We start from the raw sequence: 15,369 nt of genomic DNA on the forward strand, positions 1-15,369 counted from the left end.
AACGGGCGCGTCGACCCTATGCCCCGGCGAGGCCCCGGTGGCGGTTCTGTCGGCTATCGGGCATCGATCACCGTCGTTCACATCTGTCGTGTCGGCGCAGGCCGGCCGTGCAGCCACCGGTGCAGCGCCCGGGTGATCCGGGGCAGCACCAGGTAGGTCATCAGCGGGGTGAGCACGAGCGTCATCAGCAGCGTCCGGCCGGCCAGCGGTACGCCGGCGAGGAACCGGGTGGTCAGCAGCGTGGCGGCCAGGCTGAGCGGGAAGAACGCCAGCCAGATCGTGACCGCCTGCTTCCAGCGCGGCGGCGCGGCCGGTTCCGGCTCGCCGAACGTCTCGACCACGTGGTCCACCGGCGGGCCGAACCAGCCCTCGATGCCGGTGCGGCGCTCCACCCGGGTGTGCTCGACGATGCCCTGCGCCGAGCTGAGCCACCAACGCCGTTGCGGCGAGTCCTCCCAGTCGCGCAGCGTGTCCGCGTCGGCGAAGCGGTACATCACGTGCCACTCGCCCGAGCCGGGGGCGCTGCGGACGAAACCGGCGCCGAGGAAGCCCGGGAAGCTCTCCGCGAGCGCCGTCCCGGCCCGCATCCACGCCACCACCTCGTCGGTACGCGCCGGATCGGCGCGCCGGGACACGGCGACGGTAACGGGTACGGCCTGCGTCGTGGTCATGCCATCCTCTCCACCGTCCGCGGGATCTCCGCCGGTACCGGCGCACCGATGTAACGCACCCGCTGTCCGGGCGCATCCGGCGCCTGCCCGCCGGGTGTCCCGGATCACCGGCGTTCCCGCCCTGGCCGGTTATCCCCGCCCGTGCCGGGGTAGGCCCCAGGAATGACCCGATCACAGCCCCGCCGTGCCCGCGGCACGGTCGGCCACGCGAACAGCGCCCTGAACCTGCGGCTCGCGCTCGCCACGTTCGGTCTGGTCGTGATGACCGTCTTCGCGGTGCTCGCGTTCGCCGCAGACATCGCCTGGCTGGGTGTCGTCTGCGCGCTGCTCGCCGTGGTGGCGGTGGTCGACCTGGTCGTGATCCAGCGCCGCCGCGCCGCGCGCCGCCGGGAGGAGCCGGGCGTGCGGCACTCGCTGTTCGAGTGACAGGAGTACGAGATGCCCATCGCCACCACCAATCCCGCCACCGGACAGGTGCTCAAGACGTACGAGGCGATGTCGGACGAGCAGATCGACGCCGCGATCGAGCGGGCCGACCTCGCCTTCCGGCAGTTGCGCGACACCACGATCGCGCAGCGGGCCCGGTGGCTCGTCGCCGCCGCCGACCTGCTCGACGCCGAGCGCGACGAGACGGCCCGGCTGATGACCACCGAGATGGGCAAGACGTACGCCGCCGCGAAGGCGGAGGTCACCAAGTGCGCCACCGCCTGCCGCTTTTACGCGCAGAACGCGCCGCGGATGCTCGCGGACGAGCCGGCCGACGCCGCCGCGGTCAAGGCGAAGCGGGCGTACGTGCGCTACCAGCCGATCGGCCCGGTGCTCGCGGTGATGCCGTGGAACTTCCCGCTGTGGCAGGTGATGCGGTTCACCGCCCCGGCCCTGATGGCGGGCAACACCGGCCTGCTCAAGCACGCCTCGAACGTGCCGCAGACCGCGCTCTACCTGGAGGACCTGTTCCGCCGGGCCGGATTCCCCGAGGGCGCGTTCACCACCCTGCTGGTCGGCTCCGACGCGGTCGACCGGATCCTCAGCGACCCCCGCGTCCGCGCCGCCACGCTCACCGGCAGCGAGCCGGCCGGCCGGTCCATCGCCCAGATCGCCGGCCGGGAGATCAAGAAGACGGTGCTGGAGCTGGGCGGCAGCGACCCGTTCGTGGTGATGCCCTCGGCCGACCTGGACACCGCCGCCGAGGTCGCGACCACGGCCCGCTGCCAGAACAACGGGCAGTCCTGCATCGCCGCGAAGCGGTTCATCGTGCACACCGACGTCTTCGACGCGTTCGCCGAGAAGTTCGCCGCCCGGATGGCGGCGCTGCGGGTCGGCGACCCGATGGACGACGGCACCGACGTCGGTCCGCTCGCCAGCGAGCGCGGCCGCGACGAGGTGCACGCGCAGGTCACCGACGCGGTGAACCAGGGCGCGACGGTGCTCTGCGGCGGCGAGAAGCCGGCCGGGGACGGCTGGTACTACCCGCCGACTGTGGTCACCGACCTGCGCCCGGAGATGCGGATGTGGAGCGAGGAGGTGTTCGGGCCGGTCGCCGGGCTCTACCGGGTCGGCTCGTACGACGAGGCGATCGCGGTCGCCAACGGCACCAGCTTCGGCCTCGGCTCCAACGCCTGGACCAACGACCCCGCCGAGCAGGAGCGCTTCGCCGTCGACCTGGACGCCGGCAACGTGTTCATCAACGGCATGACCACGTCCTATCCGGAGCTGCCGTTCGGCGGCGTGAAGAACTCCGGGTACGGCCGCGAACTGTCCGCCGCCGGGATGCGCGAGTTCTGCAACACCAAGACCGTGTGGATCGGCGAGGGCGAGGCCGGCGCGGGCGCCGGCGCGCACTCCGAGTAAAGGCGATTGGCCGGACGCCGTCACGGGTAGGAAAGCCCACCATGACGGCGTTCGGCTTCCACGCATCCCACGAGCAGATCCACCCGGCCCGGCTGCTGGAGGCGGTGATCCACGCCGAGCGCGCCGGCTTCGACGCGGCCATGTGCTCCGACCACTTCTCACCGTGGAGCGAGCGGCAGGGCCAGTCCGGGTTCGCCTGGTCCTGGCTCGGCGCCGCGCTCCAGGCCACGAACCTGTCCTTCGGCGTGGTGAACGCGCCCGGCCAGCGCTACCACCCGGCGATCATCGCGCAGGCCATCGGGACGCTCGGCGCCATGTACCCGGGCCGGTTCTGGGCCGCGCTGGGCACCGGCGAGGCGTCGAACGAGCACATCACCGGCGAGGTCTGGCCGCGCAAGGACATCCGTACGGCCCGGCTGCGTGAGTGCGTCGACGTGATCCGGGCGCTCCTCGCAGGCGAGGAGGTCAGTCACGACGGCCTCGTCACCGTCGACCGGGCGAAGCTGTGGACCCGGCCGGAGGAGCCGCCCGCGCTGGTCGGCGCCGCCGTCAGCATCGCCACCGCGCGCTGGTGTGCCGAGTGGGCCGACGGGCTGATCACCGTCAACGCGCCGGTCGAGCACCTGCGGCGGATGATCGACGCCTACCGGGACGCGGGCGGACGCGGTCCGCTGCACCTCCAGGTGCACGTGAGCTGGGCGCCCGAGCAGGAGCAGGCCGAGGCGATCGCGTACGAGCAGTGGCGCAGCAACGTGTTCGCGCCGCCGGTCTGCTGGGACCTGGAGACACCCGAGCACTTCGACGTGGCGAGCGCCGACGTGCCGATGTCCAAGGTCGCCGAGACCGTGAACGTCTCCGCCGACCTGGGCCGGCACATCGGCTGGCTGGAGGAGTACGTGGCGCTGGGCTTCGACCGGATCGCGCTGCACCACGTCGGGCAGGAGCAGCGCGCGTTCATCGACACGTTCGGCGCCGAGGTGCTGCCGAAGTTGCGCTCCGCCGCCTGATCACACATCTGCCCGTCGCCGCCTAGGCTCGTCGTTCGTGGATGCTCTGTTCGAGGTCGTGGTCTTCCTGGCCATCGCGACCTTCGGTGCGGCGCTGGCCCGCCGGCTCGGCCTGCTCGCGCCGATCCTGCTGGTGGTGCTCGGCCTCGCGTTGTCCTACCTGCCGTTCTTCCCGCACGTGCGGCTGGACCCGGACCTGGTGCTGGTGGGCATCCTGCCGCCGCTGCTCTACGTGGCGGCGCTGGAGACGTCGGTGCCGGCGTTCCGGCTCAACCTGCGGCCGATCCTGCTGCTCGCCGTCGGGCTGGTCGTCTTCACCGCGTTCGCGGTGGGCACCGTCGTGCACTGGTTCCTGCCCGAACTGCCGTACGCGATCTGCCTGGCGCTCGGCGCGGTGGTGGCGCCGCCGGACGCGGTCGCCGCCACCGCGGTGGCCCGGCGGGTCGGCCTGCCCCGGCGGGTCGTCACCATCCTGGAGGGCGAGAGCCTGGTCAACGACGCCACCGCACTGGTGCTGCTGCGGGTGGCGATCGTCGCCGCGACCGCCACCACCGGCGGCGTCGGCGTCGGCGACGTGGCCCGCGAGGTGGTCGTCGCGGCCGGCGGCGGCATCCTGGTCGGCCTGCTCGGCGTGGTGGTCTTCGGCTACCTGCACAAGCGCATCACCGACCCGGTGCTGGACAACGCGCTGTCGCTGATCGTGCCGTTCGCCGTGGTCTTCGCCGCCGAGGAGATCCACGCCTCCGGCGTGGTCGCGGTGGTGGTGACCGGCCTCGGCATCGGGCACAAGCTGCCCACGCTGCTGTCGGCCGCCTCCCGGCTCCAGGTGACCGCGTTCTGGCGGCTGATCCGGTTCCTCCTCGAAGGACTGGTGTTCCTGCTGGTCGGCCTGCAACTGCCGGAGGTGGTCCGCGACCTCGACGAGCCGTTCGGCTCGCTGGCCGCGATCACCGCCGCGGTGCTGGCCGCCGTATTCCTGTCCCGGTTCGTCTGGGTGTTCCCGGCCACCTACCTGGCCCGCCTCGTGCCCCGGATCCGGCAGCGCGACCCGGCGCCGCCGGTGCAGTTCCCCGTCGTCATCGGCTGGGCCGGCATGCGCGGCGTGGTGACGCTCGCCGCCGCGCTGGGCCTGCCGCTCACGCTCGCAGACGACGCGCCGTACCCGCGTGCGCTGCTCATCTGGCTCGCCTTCGCGGTGATCGTCGCGACGCTCGTCGGGCAGGGCGCCACGCTGCCCTGGGTGGCCCGGCGGCTGCGGCTGCCCCCGGACGACCCGGTGCAGGACGCGCTGTCCGCCGCCGGGGTGCAGCAGCGGGCCAGCCGGGCCGCCCGGGAACGCCTCGACGAACTGGCCGAGGGCGCGCCGGAGGCGGTGGTGGAACGCCTGCGCGGGCTCACCACCTCCCGGGCCAACCTGGCCTGGGAGCGGCTCGGCGGCACCGGACGGGAAACCCCCTCCCAGGCGTACGCGCGCCTGCGGCAGGAGATGATCGACGCGGAGCGGGAGGTGTTCCGGGCCGCCCGCGACTCCGGCCAGATCCCGGAGGAGGTGCTCACCCGCGCCTATCGTGATCTGGATCTGGAGGAGTCCATGCTGCGACAGGAGGTCGTCGAGTGAGCTGCCAGCACCTGGCCGAGGCGGGCACGGCCGAACCCGCCACCACGACCGAGTGCCCGGACTGCGTGGCCGTCGGCAACCCCGACTGGGTGCACCTGCGCGCCTGCCTGACCTGCGGGCACGTGGGCTGCTGCGACTCCTCGCCGTACCAGCACGCCACGAAGCACTTCGAGTCCACCGGGCACCCGGTGATGCGGTCGGTCCAGCCGGGGGAGTCGTGGCGCTGGTGCTTCGTGGACGAGGAGATCGGCTGACTCAGCCGACCCGGCGCTCCAGCACCTGCCCGGTCCACGTCGGGCGGCCCGGCCGCTCCACCGTGAACGGCTCGGTGGCGGTGAAGCCGCAGCTCTCGTAGAACCGCACGAGCGCCCGGTCGGGGCTGCGGAAGCAGTCCACCCGCAGCAGGCCGACGCCGCGTTCGCGGGCCAGCTCCGCCGCGTACGCGAGCAACCGCGCCCCCACGCCACGCCCCGCGTACGCGCGGTCGGTGACCAGCAGGTTCACGTACAGCTCCGGCTCGGTGGCGGGCGGCACGTAGTCGGTCGCCGCGCCCACCACCAGCGCGCCGGCCACCGTCGCGTCGATCTCGGCGAGGTACAGGCCGTCCCCGGCCGCCCACGCGTCGGCCTGGGCGATGCGGCGCGGATCGATCGACGCCGGCTCGGTGCCCCACTGGTCGGTACGCCCCAGTTCGGCCAGCCAGGCGGTAGCGCTGTCGAGCAGCCGCAGCAGCGTGGGCGCGTCGCCGGGCCCACCCGGACGGATCGTGATGCTCTGCCGGTCGGTCATCCCGCCATGCTGCTACACGCGGCTCACCCCGGCACACCGGCGGGCCGTGGTTCCGGCGCCCGCCGGTTCGCGATCGCCCGGCCGGCCAGCGCCGGGGCGGCCAGCCCGGCGGTGGCGAAGATCCCGCCGAGCACCAGCCAGCCGACCGGACCGCCACCGAGCACCAGCAGCGTGAGCAGGCCCCGGCCGAGCGCCTGGGCCAGCCCGGTGAGCAGGCCGTCCGCGCCCTGGTAGGCCCCGATCGCGCCGGGCGGGGCCAGGTCGTAGGCGAGGCCCGCCCCGGCCGCGCCGTGCCACAGGTCGCCCACCGTCCACACCGCGGTCGCGACGAGCAGCAGGACGACCGCCGGGAGCACCGGCAGGCCGGCCGTCGCCGCGTACAGCGGTGTCGCCGCCGCGAGCACCAGCCCGGCCCGGCGCAGCTTCCGCGCGGCCGGCGCGGCACGCTCCGCGCCCCGGCTCAGCCGGACCGCGAGCAGCACGGTGAGGACCGTGTTGGCGAGCAGCACCGCCGACACCACGGGTGGCGGCGCGCCGGCTCGGTCCACCGTCCACAGCGGCACGACGAGCACGAGCACCGTCACGTGCGTGCTCAGCACCGCCGAGACGCCGCTCACCGCGAGGAACCGTCCGTCGCGCAGCGGTCCGCCGCGCCTTCGTCCTCCGCCGCGCCGCGTGCCCGGCGTGCGTCGCGTGCCGGCGCCGGCCGGCTGCGGCGGCAGGCGCATCAGCAGCGCCGCCGAGAGCAGGTAGGTGGCCGCGTTGCCGACCACGAGCACCTGGTACGCCCGGTGCGTGTCCACCGCGAGCGCGATCCCGGCCAGCGCGGTACCGACGGTGATGCCCAGGTTCGCCACCGCGCGCAGCGTGGCGAAGGCGTGCACCCGGCCGTCCGGGCCGCCCACCGCGGCCACGAGCGCCGCCCGTACCGCCAGGTTGCCGGCCGCGAGCAGCGCCTCCGGCACCGCCACCGCCAGGAACGCCGGGAACGAGCCGACCAGCAGGTACGCGAGCGCGGCGACCGCCTGGCCCACCTGGAGGACGGCCCGGAGCGTACGCGGATCCCATCTGTCGGCCAGCGCGCCCAGCGGCACGCTCGCGCTGAGCCCGACCAGCCCGGCGACGGTGAGCCCGGCGCCCACCGAGGTGGCGGAGAGGCCCACGTCCCGGGTCAGGTAGAGCGCCCCGCCCGCCAGCCACAGCCCCGCGCCGACCGTGTTGACCAGCGTGGCGTACGCGAGGGTGCGCAGCGGCCCAGGCGGCGGGAGCGGCGAGACGCGTCCCATCAGCGGGGTAGGGCGAGGGGCATGGGGTCGACGCTAGGACTGTTCCGGCTGGCCCGGAGCCCCGCTCGGGGCGACGCCCGTCACACCGCGAGCCCGCCGGGCGTCGCCGCCGCTGGTCACCGCCGAAACATCCGGAGCGAGCGCGGTGCGGGAAATCCGCTCGCCTGCCGGTCCCCGCTCTGCCAGGGTCGGCGCCGTGGAGCGCAGCAGGATCGCCAGGGCCGAGGAACTGACCGAGGTGCAGCGGATCGAGGTGGCTTCCGGCACCCCGTTCCGGGAGATCGGCATGACCCTGGTGGCCGACATGCCGCCGTTGCCGCTGGAGGCGCTGGGCGCCGGGCAGCGCGCCGGCCGGCTGTGGGTGGCGACCGACCCGGCCGACCGGCCGATCGCGTTCGCGCTCGCCGATCTGGTCGACGGCGCGGCGCACGTGCAGCAGCTCAGCGTCGATCCGGCGTACGCCCGCCGTGGCATCGGGCGGCGTCTGCTCGACCGGGTGGCGGGGTGGGCGTCGTCGCAGGGGTTGCCGGCGCTGACGCTGACCACGTTCCGCTCGGTGCCGTGGAACGGCCCCTACTACATGCGATGCGGATTCCGCGAGCTGAGCGGGACGGAGCTGACGGCGGGCCTGATCGAGCTGCTGGCCGCCGAGGCGGCGCTGGGCCTCGACCCGGCCGAGCGGATCGCTATGCGCCGCCCCGTCCCCGCACGCCTACCCGACTGAGCGGTTGACCCGTCGACCGGGCATCGCGGCCGTGCCACGTTCCGGTTGATCGCCGCCCACACCCGATGTTCCGCGTCGCCGCCCACGTGGCCCACGGTCGCGCACCTGCCTGTCCGAGTCCACCGGATTCTTGGCGGAACGGTGACGCGGCGCCGCAACGGCGCTCGGCGGGGCGGGCCGCGCTCAAGCGCGGGCGGCGGCTCCCGCGGAAGGATGAGCTTTTCGAGCCTTATGCCTCTCGGTCATATTTATGACGGAGAGGCATGACGCCGGCGGGGCAACTCTTCTCTTCCGGGGCGACACGCCGAGCCCGGGCGGCGCGTTAACCGGTCGACCGCGGGCGTGGGCCGTGCCACGATCGCGCGATGCCTGCCTCCGTGACCGGCCTGCTGCGCCGCCAGTTCGACCTGACCTGGGCGCTCGCCGAGTACCACCTCGACCGGCTGGAGCCGGCGGACTTCCTCTGGGAAGTGGGCGGCGTCTGCTGGACCATGCGCCCCGAGCCGGACGGCGGGTGGCGTCCCGACTGGGCCGACAGCGAGCCGGACCCGGTGCCGGTGCCCACGATCGCGTGGCTGACCTGGCACGTCGGCTGGTGGTGGTCGGTCGCGACCGACCACGTGCGGCAGCGTCCGGTGCGGGAACGCGACGACATCCGCTGGCCCGGGCCGGGCCCGGAGACCATCGCCTGGCTGCGGGAGCTGCGGACGGAGTGGACGGACGCGCTGGACGGGCTGACCGGGGCCGACCTGGAGCGGCCGTCGGCGTACCCCTGGCCGGCCGACGCGGGGTTCACCGTCGCGGACCTGGCCGCCTGGGTGAACGCCGAGCTGATGAAGAACGTGGCCGAGATCGGCCAGCTCCGGCTGCTGCGAGCGGCCGGGCTCAGTGGGCGCCGCCGAGGTTGAGCACCACCACCCCGGCGATGACGAGCCCCGCGCCGATCACCTTGGTCACGCTCAGCGGCTCACCGAGGAACGCCGCGCCGATCGCCATGATGGCGGCGGTGCCGAGGCCGGACCAGACCGCGTACGCGACACCGACCGGGATGTCCTTCACGGCCAGGGAGAGCAGCCCGAACGCGGACAGGTACGCCACCGCCAGGCCCAGTGTGGGCCAGAGCCGGGTGAAACCGTCGGTGGCCTTGAGCAGACTGGTGCCGATCACCTCGGCGGTGATCGCGCCGAGCAGGAACAGGTACGCCATCGCAGGACCGTACCCGGTCCTGCGATGGCGTCCGGTCAGCTCGGTCAGGAGACCGTGCAGGCCTTTCCGTTCAGGGTGACCAGCCCCGGATCCGGGTTCGGGAACCGGGAGGCGGTCCCGTTGAAGCCGAACGTGGTGGACGCGCCCGGCGCCAGCTTCGCGTTCCAGGACAGGTTCTTCGCGGTGACCGTGGCGCCGCTCTGGCCGAGCTGTGCCGACCACGCGTGGTCGACCTTCTGGTCGCCGAGGAACGCCCAGCGCAGGCTCCACCCGTTCACCGCCGTCGTGCCGGTGTTGCGCACCGTCACCTGGGTGGTGAAGCCGGACGGCCAGCTCCCGTGCGTGGTGTAGGTGACCGCGCAGGACGGCGCCGGCACCGCGCCGGCGTCACCCTGGTCGGCCAGGAACGACGCGAGCCAGGCCAGCGCCGAGTTCCAGTTGATCGCCACCTCGTTCGTCGCGTACGAGTTGATGTCGTCGACGTAGCAGAACATCGGCGCGCACCCGGCAAGCAGGTTCGCCGCGAACGGGTCCTGGAGCGCGGCGTTCGGACCACCGGCGAGCGAACCGGCCGGCGGGCGCGGCAGGTCCGGGTTGAGCTGGTGGCCGAAGATCCGGCTGTGCTGGTTGCGGGCGTGCTGCTCGCCCCACCCGGTCACGTACGACATGTTCAGCGCGTTGCGGCCGAACAGGTAGTCGGCGGCCTGCACCGCGCCGTCCCGGTACTTCGCGTCCCGGCTCAGGTCGAACGCGGTGGCGAGCACGATCGCGTTGTTCACCAGGTTGCTGTTGCTGCCCCAGACGTACGCGTCGGCGCTGCCCGGGAACGGCAGCCCGTACGCCTGTCCGGCGATCGTGGCCAGGTATCCGTCGGCGGCGGCGGTGATCGACTCGCGGATCCGGGTCTTCTCCGCCGCGGGCAGCGTGTTCGGCACGGTGGCCAGGTCCAGGCGGCCCAGCGCGGCGACACTCTGCCAGCCGAACGCGCCGGTCGGGGCGAACACGTCGGCGGTGTGCAGCGGCGAGCCGGTGATGTCGGCCAGGTACGCCTTGTCGCCGGTGGTCAGCCACAGCTCGACAGCGGCCCAGTAGAACTCGTCGGTGACGTTCGTGTCGTCGTACGCGCCGCCGCCGGTGCCGTCGCTGGCCGAGGCGTAGATCGCCGGGTGCGCCTTGGCCGCCGCGTACGCGGTCTTCGCGGCGGTGCCGCAGCGCGCGGCGAACGCGGCGTCGTACGGGGCGTACAGCCGCTGGCACTGCGCGGCGACGGCGGCCAGGTTCAGCGTGGCGGCGGTGGACGGCGCGTGCAGCTCACGCGGCTGCGGGTCGTCCTGGGGCTGCAGCGGCAGGCCGGTCCAGTTCCGGTCGTGGATCTTGTGGTGGACCATCCCGGCCAGCGGCTTGCCCGCCGGCACCTGCATGCGCAGCAGGAACTCCACCTCCCAGCGGGCCTCGTCGAGCACGTCCGGCACGTCGTTGCCGCGCTCGGGCAGTCGCAGCGTCGAGTCGCCCAGGGCGGCCCCGCCGGCGGCGGTCTCGGCCGTCTTGGTCCGCTCGAACGTGCTCAGCAGCTGGTAGGCGGCGATGCCGCCGTTGACGACGTACTTGCCGTGGTCGCCCGCGTCGTACCAGCCGCCGCGCACGTCCAGCGAGTAGTCGCAGACGCCGGCCTGGCACGGCACGTCGGTGTCACCCTGGTTCGGCTCGACGCCGAGGTGGCCGGCCGGGCGGGCGTACTCCTCGCCGATCAGGTCGCCGTCGATCTCGATGCCGCTGCGCTGGGCGTAGAAGAACTGCAGCGAGTCGGCGCGCAGCCGGTCGTAGAGCGCGCCGGAGATGTCGAACGGGTGGCTGGTCTCGCCGTCCACTGCCAGCGTGTAGCCGGTGCCCGGCGTGCGGTACGCGGAGAAGTCGACAGTCTGCACGTTCTGCGCCGAGGCGACGTCGGTGCCGCGCGGCGTGGTCTGCCCGCTGGCGACCACCGCGCCGCCGGCCGACTTGAGCTGCCAGGGCAGGGCGTCGGTGGCCTCGGTGACCACTGTGGCGTGCTTCGGCCCGCCGGGCAGGTAGCCGACCTGGTTGACCCGGACCCGGGGCCCGGTGTCCGGCTCGTACGGCGGCGCCGGCTCTCCGCCGCGCAGCGACACGTTGTCCAGGCAGAACGTCTGCGCCTGGGCGCTGCCACCGACCTGGAAGATCAGCTGGGCGGTGGGGTTGTCGGCCGGGGAGGTGAAGGTGGTGGTGACGTGCTTCGCGGTGCCGGTGGCTGTGGCGTCGACGCTGGCGTAGGTGGTGTAGGGGGCGCTGCCGAGCTGGAGCACCGCCTTGACGGCCGCGCCGGGGGTCGCGGAGACGTCGAAGGACAGCTCGTACTCGGCGCCCTGGGTCAGCGGCACCGCGTCCTGGCCGATCCCGGCGTCCCACGGGTTGGCTGTGCCCGCCGCGACGGAGGTGCAGAGCCGGCCGTCGACGACCGCGAGGTCGCCGGTGCCGTACGAGAACCAGGGGGAGACGCCGGCGCTGAAGTCGCCGTTGCGCAGTTGTTCGGGGGCATCCGGCGGCACCTCGGCGCTCGCCGGGCCGGCGGTGAGGCCGGTGAGCGCCAGCGTGGTGGCCGCGAGTGCGGCGAGCCGACGACGGGATCGGGTCACGGAGGTTCCTTCCGTGCTCGGGGGTGGTGGGGGAGACCGGGAGCTGGGAGCGCTCCCAATATCAGCCCGATGTTTCCACCGCGTTCCGTCGCTGTCAATCGATCCGGCCCGATGAGGCATCCCGCCCGCGCGCGGCCCGATTCGGCGCGCCACGTACGATGTCAGTGATCTCCTAGAGACATCCGAGCCCTCGACCTGGCAGGCTGCGACCCATGACCCTGAAGCTTCGTTCCGTCGGAGCGAGCGACCGTGGGCTGATCCGCAGCGGTAACCAGGACGCGCAGCACGCCGGTGCCTGGCTGGTCGCGGTCGCCGACGGCATGGGCGGCATGGCGGCCGGCGACCTGGCCAGCCGCATCGCCATCGACGCGGTCGCCCCGCTGGACGTGGAGACGCCGGAGGACGCTCTCGTCGCCGCACTCCAGGGCGGGATCGAGCTGGCCACCGCGCGGATCCGCCAGGCCGTCGAGGAGGATCCGGAGCGTCAGGGCATGGGCACCACGCTCACCGCGCTGCTGTTCGCCCGTACCGGCAGCTGTCTCGCGCTGGCGCACGTCGGCGACTCCCGGGCCTACCTGTACCGCGAGGGCGTGCTCAAGCAGGTCACCCGCGACGACACGTTCGTGCAGATGCTCGTCGACCAGGGCGTCATCACCGCCGAGCAGGCCAGCAGCCATCCCCGGCGGGCGGTGGTGACCCAGGCGTTGCAGGGCGACGAGGTCTCCCCGTCGTACGCCACGATGGTGCCCCGGGCCGGTGACCGCTGGCTGCTGTGCAGCGACGGCCTCTCCAACGTGGTCCGCGCGGACACGCTCACCGAGGTGCTCAGCGAGCAGCCGGAACGCGACGCCTGCGCGGCCCGGCTGATCGACCTGGCGTTGCGGGCCGGCGGCCCGGACAACATCACCGTCGTGATCGCCGACGTCGTCGAGGAATAGCCCTCACCGCCGTCGCGGGGCGGCCCTTCGGGTCGGCTCGGCGGTGGTCGGGTCCTCCGGCCACGGATGGCGCGGGTAGCGTCCGCGCAGCTCCGCCCGTACCTGCTGATAGCCGGTGCGCCAGAACGAGGCCAGGTCGGCGGTGACCGCCACCGGCCGCCCGGCGGGGGAGAGCAGGTGCAGCAGCACCGGCACCCGCCCGTCGCCGATGCGCGGCACGTCCCGCCAGCCGAACGTCTCCTGGAGCTTGACCGCCAGCACCGGCGCGGCCGGGTCGGCGTAGTCGACCCGGATCCGCGAGCCGCTGGGCACCTCCAGGCGCTCCGGGGCCAGCTCGTCCAGCCGCGCCGCCTGCCGCCAGTCCAGCAGCCGCCGCAGCGCCGCCGCCACGTCCACCCGGTGCAGGTCGGCCCGGCGCCGGGCGTGGGCCAGCTCCGGGCCGAGCCAGACGCGCGCCTCGGCGAGCAGCGCCGCGTCGGAGACGTCCGGCCAGTCGTCGCCGAGCGCCTGGCGGCAGAACGCCAGCCGGCGGCGCAGCCCGGTCGCCTCCGGCGTCCAGCGCAGCAGGCCCGGTCCCTCCTGCCGCAGCCCGTCCAGCAGCGCCGCCGCGACCAGCTCCGGGTCCGGCGCGGTGAGCGGCCGGTCGACCAGCTCGACGGCGCCGAGCCGGACCACCTCGCGGGCCACCACGTCCCCGCCGGACCAGGCCACCTCCCGCCCGGTGTCCAGCAGCGCCGCCCCGGCCTCCCGGGCGGTCGCCTCGTCGATCGGCGCGGCGAGCCGCACCCGGGCGGCGGGCGCGCCGGGGGAGCGGTCGGCCACCGCGACGGCCAGCCACGCCGCTCCGGGCAGCCCCGAGCCGGGCGCCAGCTCCGCAGCGGTCCCGCCGGCCATCAGGTACGCGGACCCGCCCGGCCGCCGTGCCCGGGCCAGCCGTTCCGGGTACGCCAGTCCGGCGAGCAGCCCCGCGGCCAGATCGTCCGGCAGGCGCCCCCGCTCGGCCGCGCCGTCGGCGGGCAGGGCGGCGCGCAGGCGGCGTACCTCGGTGCGCCAGCGCGCGGTTGCGGCCGGGTCGGTGCCGTCGCGCAGTCGCCGCCAGCGGGCGGGCAGGTCGTCCCCGGTCCCGCCCAGCGTGTCCTCGCCGAGGATCGCCACCACCTGGGCGGCCCGTTCGGCACCGACCCGGGGTGCGCCGTCCAGCAGCGCCCGCGCCAGCCGGGGATGCGTGCCCGCCGCCGCTACCGCCCGTCCCCGCGCGGTGATCCGGCCGTCGTGGTCCACCGCGCCGAGCGTGGTGAGCGTCTCCCGCGCCACAGTCAGCGCGGCCGGTGGCGGTGGGTCGGGCAGCGCCAGCCCGGTGCCGTCCGGTGTGCCCCAGGCGGCCAGCTCCAGCGCGAATCCGGTCAGGTCGGCGGTGGCGATCTCCGGTTCGGGCTGCGGGGCGAGCCGTTCGTGTGCCGCCTCCGACCAGCAGCGGTAGACCGCGCCGGGCGCCTCCCGTCCGGCCCGGCCGGCGCGCTGGGTGGCCCCGGCCCGGGACACCGGCACCGTGACCAGCGCGCCCAGCCCTCGGGCCAGGTCGGTGCGCGGCACCCGGCTCAGTCCGGCGTCCACCACCACCCGGACGCCGGGCACGGTCAGGCTGCTCTCCGCCACCGCCGTCGCGAGCACCACGCGCCGTCCGGCGGCCGGGGTGAGCGCCGCGTCCTGGGCGGGCCCGGGCAGCCGGCCGTGCAGGGGCAGTACCGCGATGTCGCGCAGGTCGGCCAGGCGGCCCGCGACGGCGGCGATCTCACCCGCGCCGGGCAGGAAGACCAGCACGTCGCCGTCGCGTTCGCGCAGCGCCCGGCGCACGGTGGCGGCCACGTGGTCGAGCAGCGCGGGATCGACCCGGCCCGCGCCGGGCGGCGTCACCGGGCGCGGCGGTGGCGCCCACACCCGCTCGACCGGGTGCAGCGCGGCCTCGGCGCGTACCACCGGGGCGGGGTCGCCGGCGCCGAGCAGCGCCGCGAACCGGTCCGTCTGCGGGGTGGCCGACATCGCCAGCAGCCACAGGTCCGGGCGCAGCGTCGCGCGGGCCTCGACGCTGAACGCCAGCGCCAGGTCGGCGTCGAGGTGCCGTTCGTGACACTCGTCGAGCACTACCGCGTCCACGCCGGGCAGCTCCGGGTCGTGGTGCAGGCGGCGGACCAGCAGGCCGGTGGTGACCACCTCGACCCGGGTACGCGGGCCGGTCCGGCGCTCGCCGCGCACCGCGTATCCGATCCGGTCGCCGACCCGCTCGCCGAGCAGGGCGGCCATCCGGTGCGCGGCGGCGCGGGCGGCGACCCGCCGGGGCTGGGCGATCACCACGCGGCCGGGCACCGCGTCGGCGACCGCGAGCGGCGCGGTGGTGGTCTTGCCGGTGCCCGGCGGCGCCACCAGGACGGCGGCGCCGCGCTCGCGCAGCGCGCCGACGAGCGCCGGCAGGACCGGGCGGACCGGCAGGTCGAGCGGGATGTCGGCGAGCACGGCCCCACTCTCGCACCGCGCCGCCGGACGGTCCGCGCTGCCCCCGGAACGCGGAACGGCCCGGCCGGCGCACCGCCGACCGGGCCGGGTGGCCGCCGCGCCGGGTCCGCCGACCCG

Annotated in this window: 14 protein-coding genes; 8 read left to right on the forward strand and 6 right to left on the reverse strand. The window is 74.7% G+C overall.

Going from position 1 to position 15,369, the window contains the following annotated elements:
- Nucleotides 1-77: 77 nt before the first annotated feature.
- Nucleotides 78-671, reverse strand: coding sequence for an antibiotic biosynthesis monooxygenase (locus O7546_RS08755; RefSeq protein ID WP_269696519.1), 594 nt, complete (start codon nucleotides 669-671; stop codon nucleotides 78-80).
- A 162-nt stretch (nucleotides 672-833) separates the two neighbouring features.
- Between O7546_RS08755 and O7546_RS08760 the strand changes: the two genes are divergently transcribed.
- From O7546_RS08760 to O7546_RS08780, 5 genes are read left to right on the forward strand one after another with little or no spacing between them, the layout of a single operon-like run.
- Complete coding sequence (locus O7546_RS08760) at nucleotides 834-1,097, forward strand: DUF6343 family protein (RefSeq protein WP_013285356.1); 264 nt, start codon at nucleotides 834-836, stop codon at nucleotides 1,095-1,097.
- A 12-nt stretch (nucleotides 1,098-1,109) separates the two neighbouring features.
- On the forward strand, nucleotides 1,110-2,522 hold the full coding sequence (locus O7546_RS08765; RefSeq protein ID WP_281600718.1) for an NADP-dependent succinic semialdehyde dehydrogenase: 1,413 nt from the start codon (nucleotides 1,110-1,112) through the stop codon (nucleotides 2,520-2,522).
- 41 nt (nucleotides 2,523-2,563) lie between these two features.
- Entirely contained in the window at nucleotides 2,564-3,529 is a 966-nt protein-coding gene (locus O7546_RS08770) for a TIGR03885 family FMN-dependent LLM class oxidoreductase (protein WP_194800975.1), read from the forward strand.
- A gap of 37 nt (nucleotides 3,530-3,566) precedes the next feature.
- Nucleotides 3,567-5,147 carry a Na+/H+ antiporter gene (locus O7546_RS08775; protein ID WP_269696521.1) on the forward strand — a complete coding sequence of 527 codons (1,581 nt, stop codon included), beginning with the start codon at nucleotides 3,567-3,569 and terminating at the stop codon, nucleotides 5,145-5,147.
- Complete coding sequence (locus tag O7546_RS08780) at nucleotides 5,144-5,401, forward strand: UBP-type zinc finger domain-containing protein (protein ID WP_281600719.1); 258 nt, start codon at nucleotides 5,144-5,146, stop codon at nucleotides 5,399-5,401. The genes O7546_RS08775 and O7546_RS08780 overlap by 4 nt, the downstream gene beginning before the upstream one ends.
- Before the next feature lies 1 nt (nucleotide 5,402).
- Here O7546_RS08780 and O7546_RS08785 read toward each other — a convergent pair whose 3' ends face one another.
- Together O7546_RS08785 and O7546_RS08790 are read right to left on the reverse strand one after the other, a co-directional pair.
- The gene (locus tag O7546_RS08785) at nucleotides 5,403-5,936 is read right to left on the reverse strand and encodes a GNAT family N-acetyltransferase (RefSeq protein ID WP_269696523.1); all 534 of its coding nucleotides are present in this window, start codon (nucleotides 5,934-5,936) and stop codon (nucleotides 5,403-5,405) included.
- Nucleotides 5,937-5,959: 23 nt separating this feature from the next.
- Nucleotides 5,960-7,222 (reverse strand): MFS transporter, encoded by a 1,263-nt coding sequence (locus tag O7546_RS08790; protein ID WP_194800979.1) that lies wholly within the window; start codon nucleotides 7,220-7,222, stop codon nucleotides 5,960-5,962.
- 196 nt (nucleotides 7,223-7,418) lie between these two features.
- On the opposite strand from O7546_RS08790, the gene O7546_RS08795 reads away from it, so the two are divergent.
- Together O7546_RS08795 and O7546_RS08800 are read left to right on the forward strand one after the other, a co-directional pair.
- Nucleotides 7,419-7,946: a GNAT family N-acetyltransferase gene (locus O7546_RS08795; RefSeq protein ID WP_281600720.1), complete on the forward strand. Its 528-nt coding sequence runs from the start codon at nucleotides 7,419-7,421 to the stop codon at nucleotides 7,944-7,946.
- 365 nt (nucleotides 7,947-8,311) lie between these two features.
- Entirely contained in the window at nucleotides 8,312-8,854 is a 543-nt protein-coding gene (locus O7546_RS08800; RefSeq protein WP_194800980.1) for a DinB family protein, read from the forward strand.
- Here the strand turns inward: O7546_RS08800 and O7546_RS08805 are convergent.
- Nucleotides 8,832-9,152, reverse strand: a complete 321-nt coding sequence (locus O7546_RS08805) for a multidrug efflux SMR transporter (protein WP_194800981.1) — start codon at nucleotides 9,150-9,152, stop codon at nucleotides 8,832-8,834. The genes O7546_RS08800 and O7546_RS08805 overlap by 23 nt on opposite strands.
- Nucleotides 9,153-9,196: 44 nt before the next feature.
- On the reverse strand, nucleotides 9,197-11,803 hold the full coding sequence (locus O7546_RS08810; protein WP_269696525.1) for a glycoside hydrolase family 9 protein: 2,607 nt from the start codon (nucleotides 11,801-11,803) through the stop codon (nucleotides 9,197-9,199).
- A gap of 212 nt (nucleotides 11,804-12,015) precedes the next feature.
- Here O7546_RS08810 and O7546_RS08815 point away from each other — a divergent pair, with 212 nt between their 5' ends.
- On the forward strand, nucleotides 12,016-12,741 hold the full coding sequence (locus O7546_RS08815) for a protein phosphatase 2C domain-containing protein (RefSeq protein WP_194800983.1): 726 nt from the start codon (nucleotides 12,016-12,018) through the stop codon (nucleotides 12,739-12,741).
- 3 nt (nucleotides 12,742-12,744) lie between these two features.
- Here the strand turns inward: O7546_RS08815 and hrpB are convergent, their stop codons facing one another.
- Complete coding sequence (gene hrpB / locus O7546_RS08820; RefSeq protein WP_281600721.1) at nucleotides 12,745-15,252, reverse strand: ATP-dependent helicase HrpB; 2,508 nt, start codon at nucleotides 15,250-15,252, stop codon at nucleotides 12,745-12,747.
- Nucleotides 15,253-15,369 lie beyond the last annotated feature (117 nt).

Origin of the sequence: Micromonospora sp. WMMA1976 (genome assembly GCF_027497335.1) — a bacterium.
In the GTDB taxonomy this organism is placed as follows: domain Bacteria; phylum Actinomycetota; class Actinomycetes; order Mycobacteriales; family Micromonosporaceae; genus Micromonospora; species Micromonospora aurantiaca.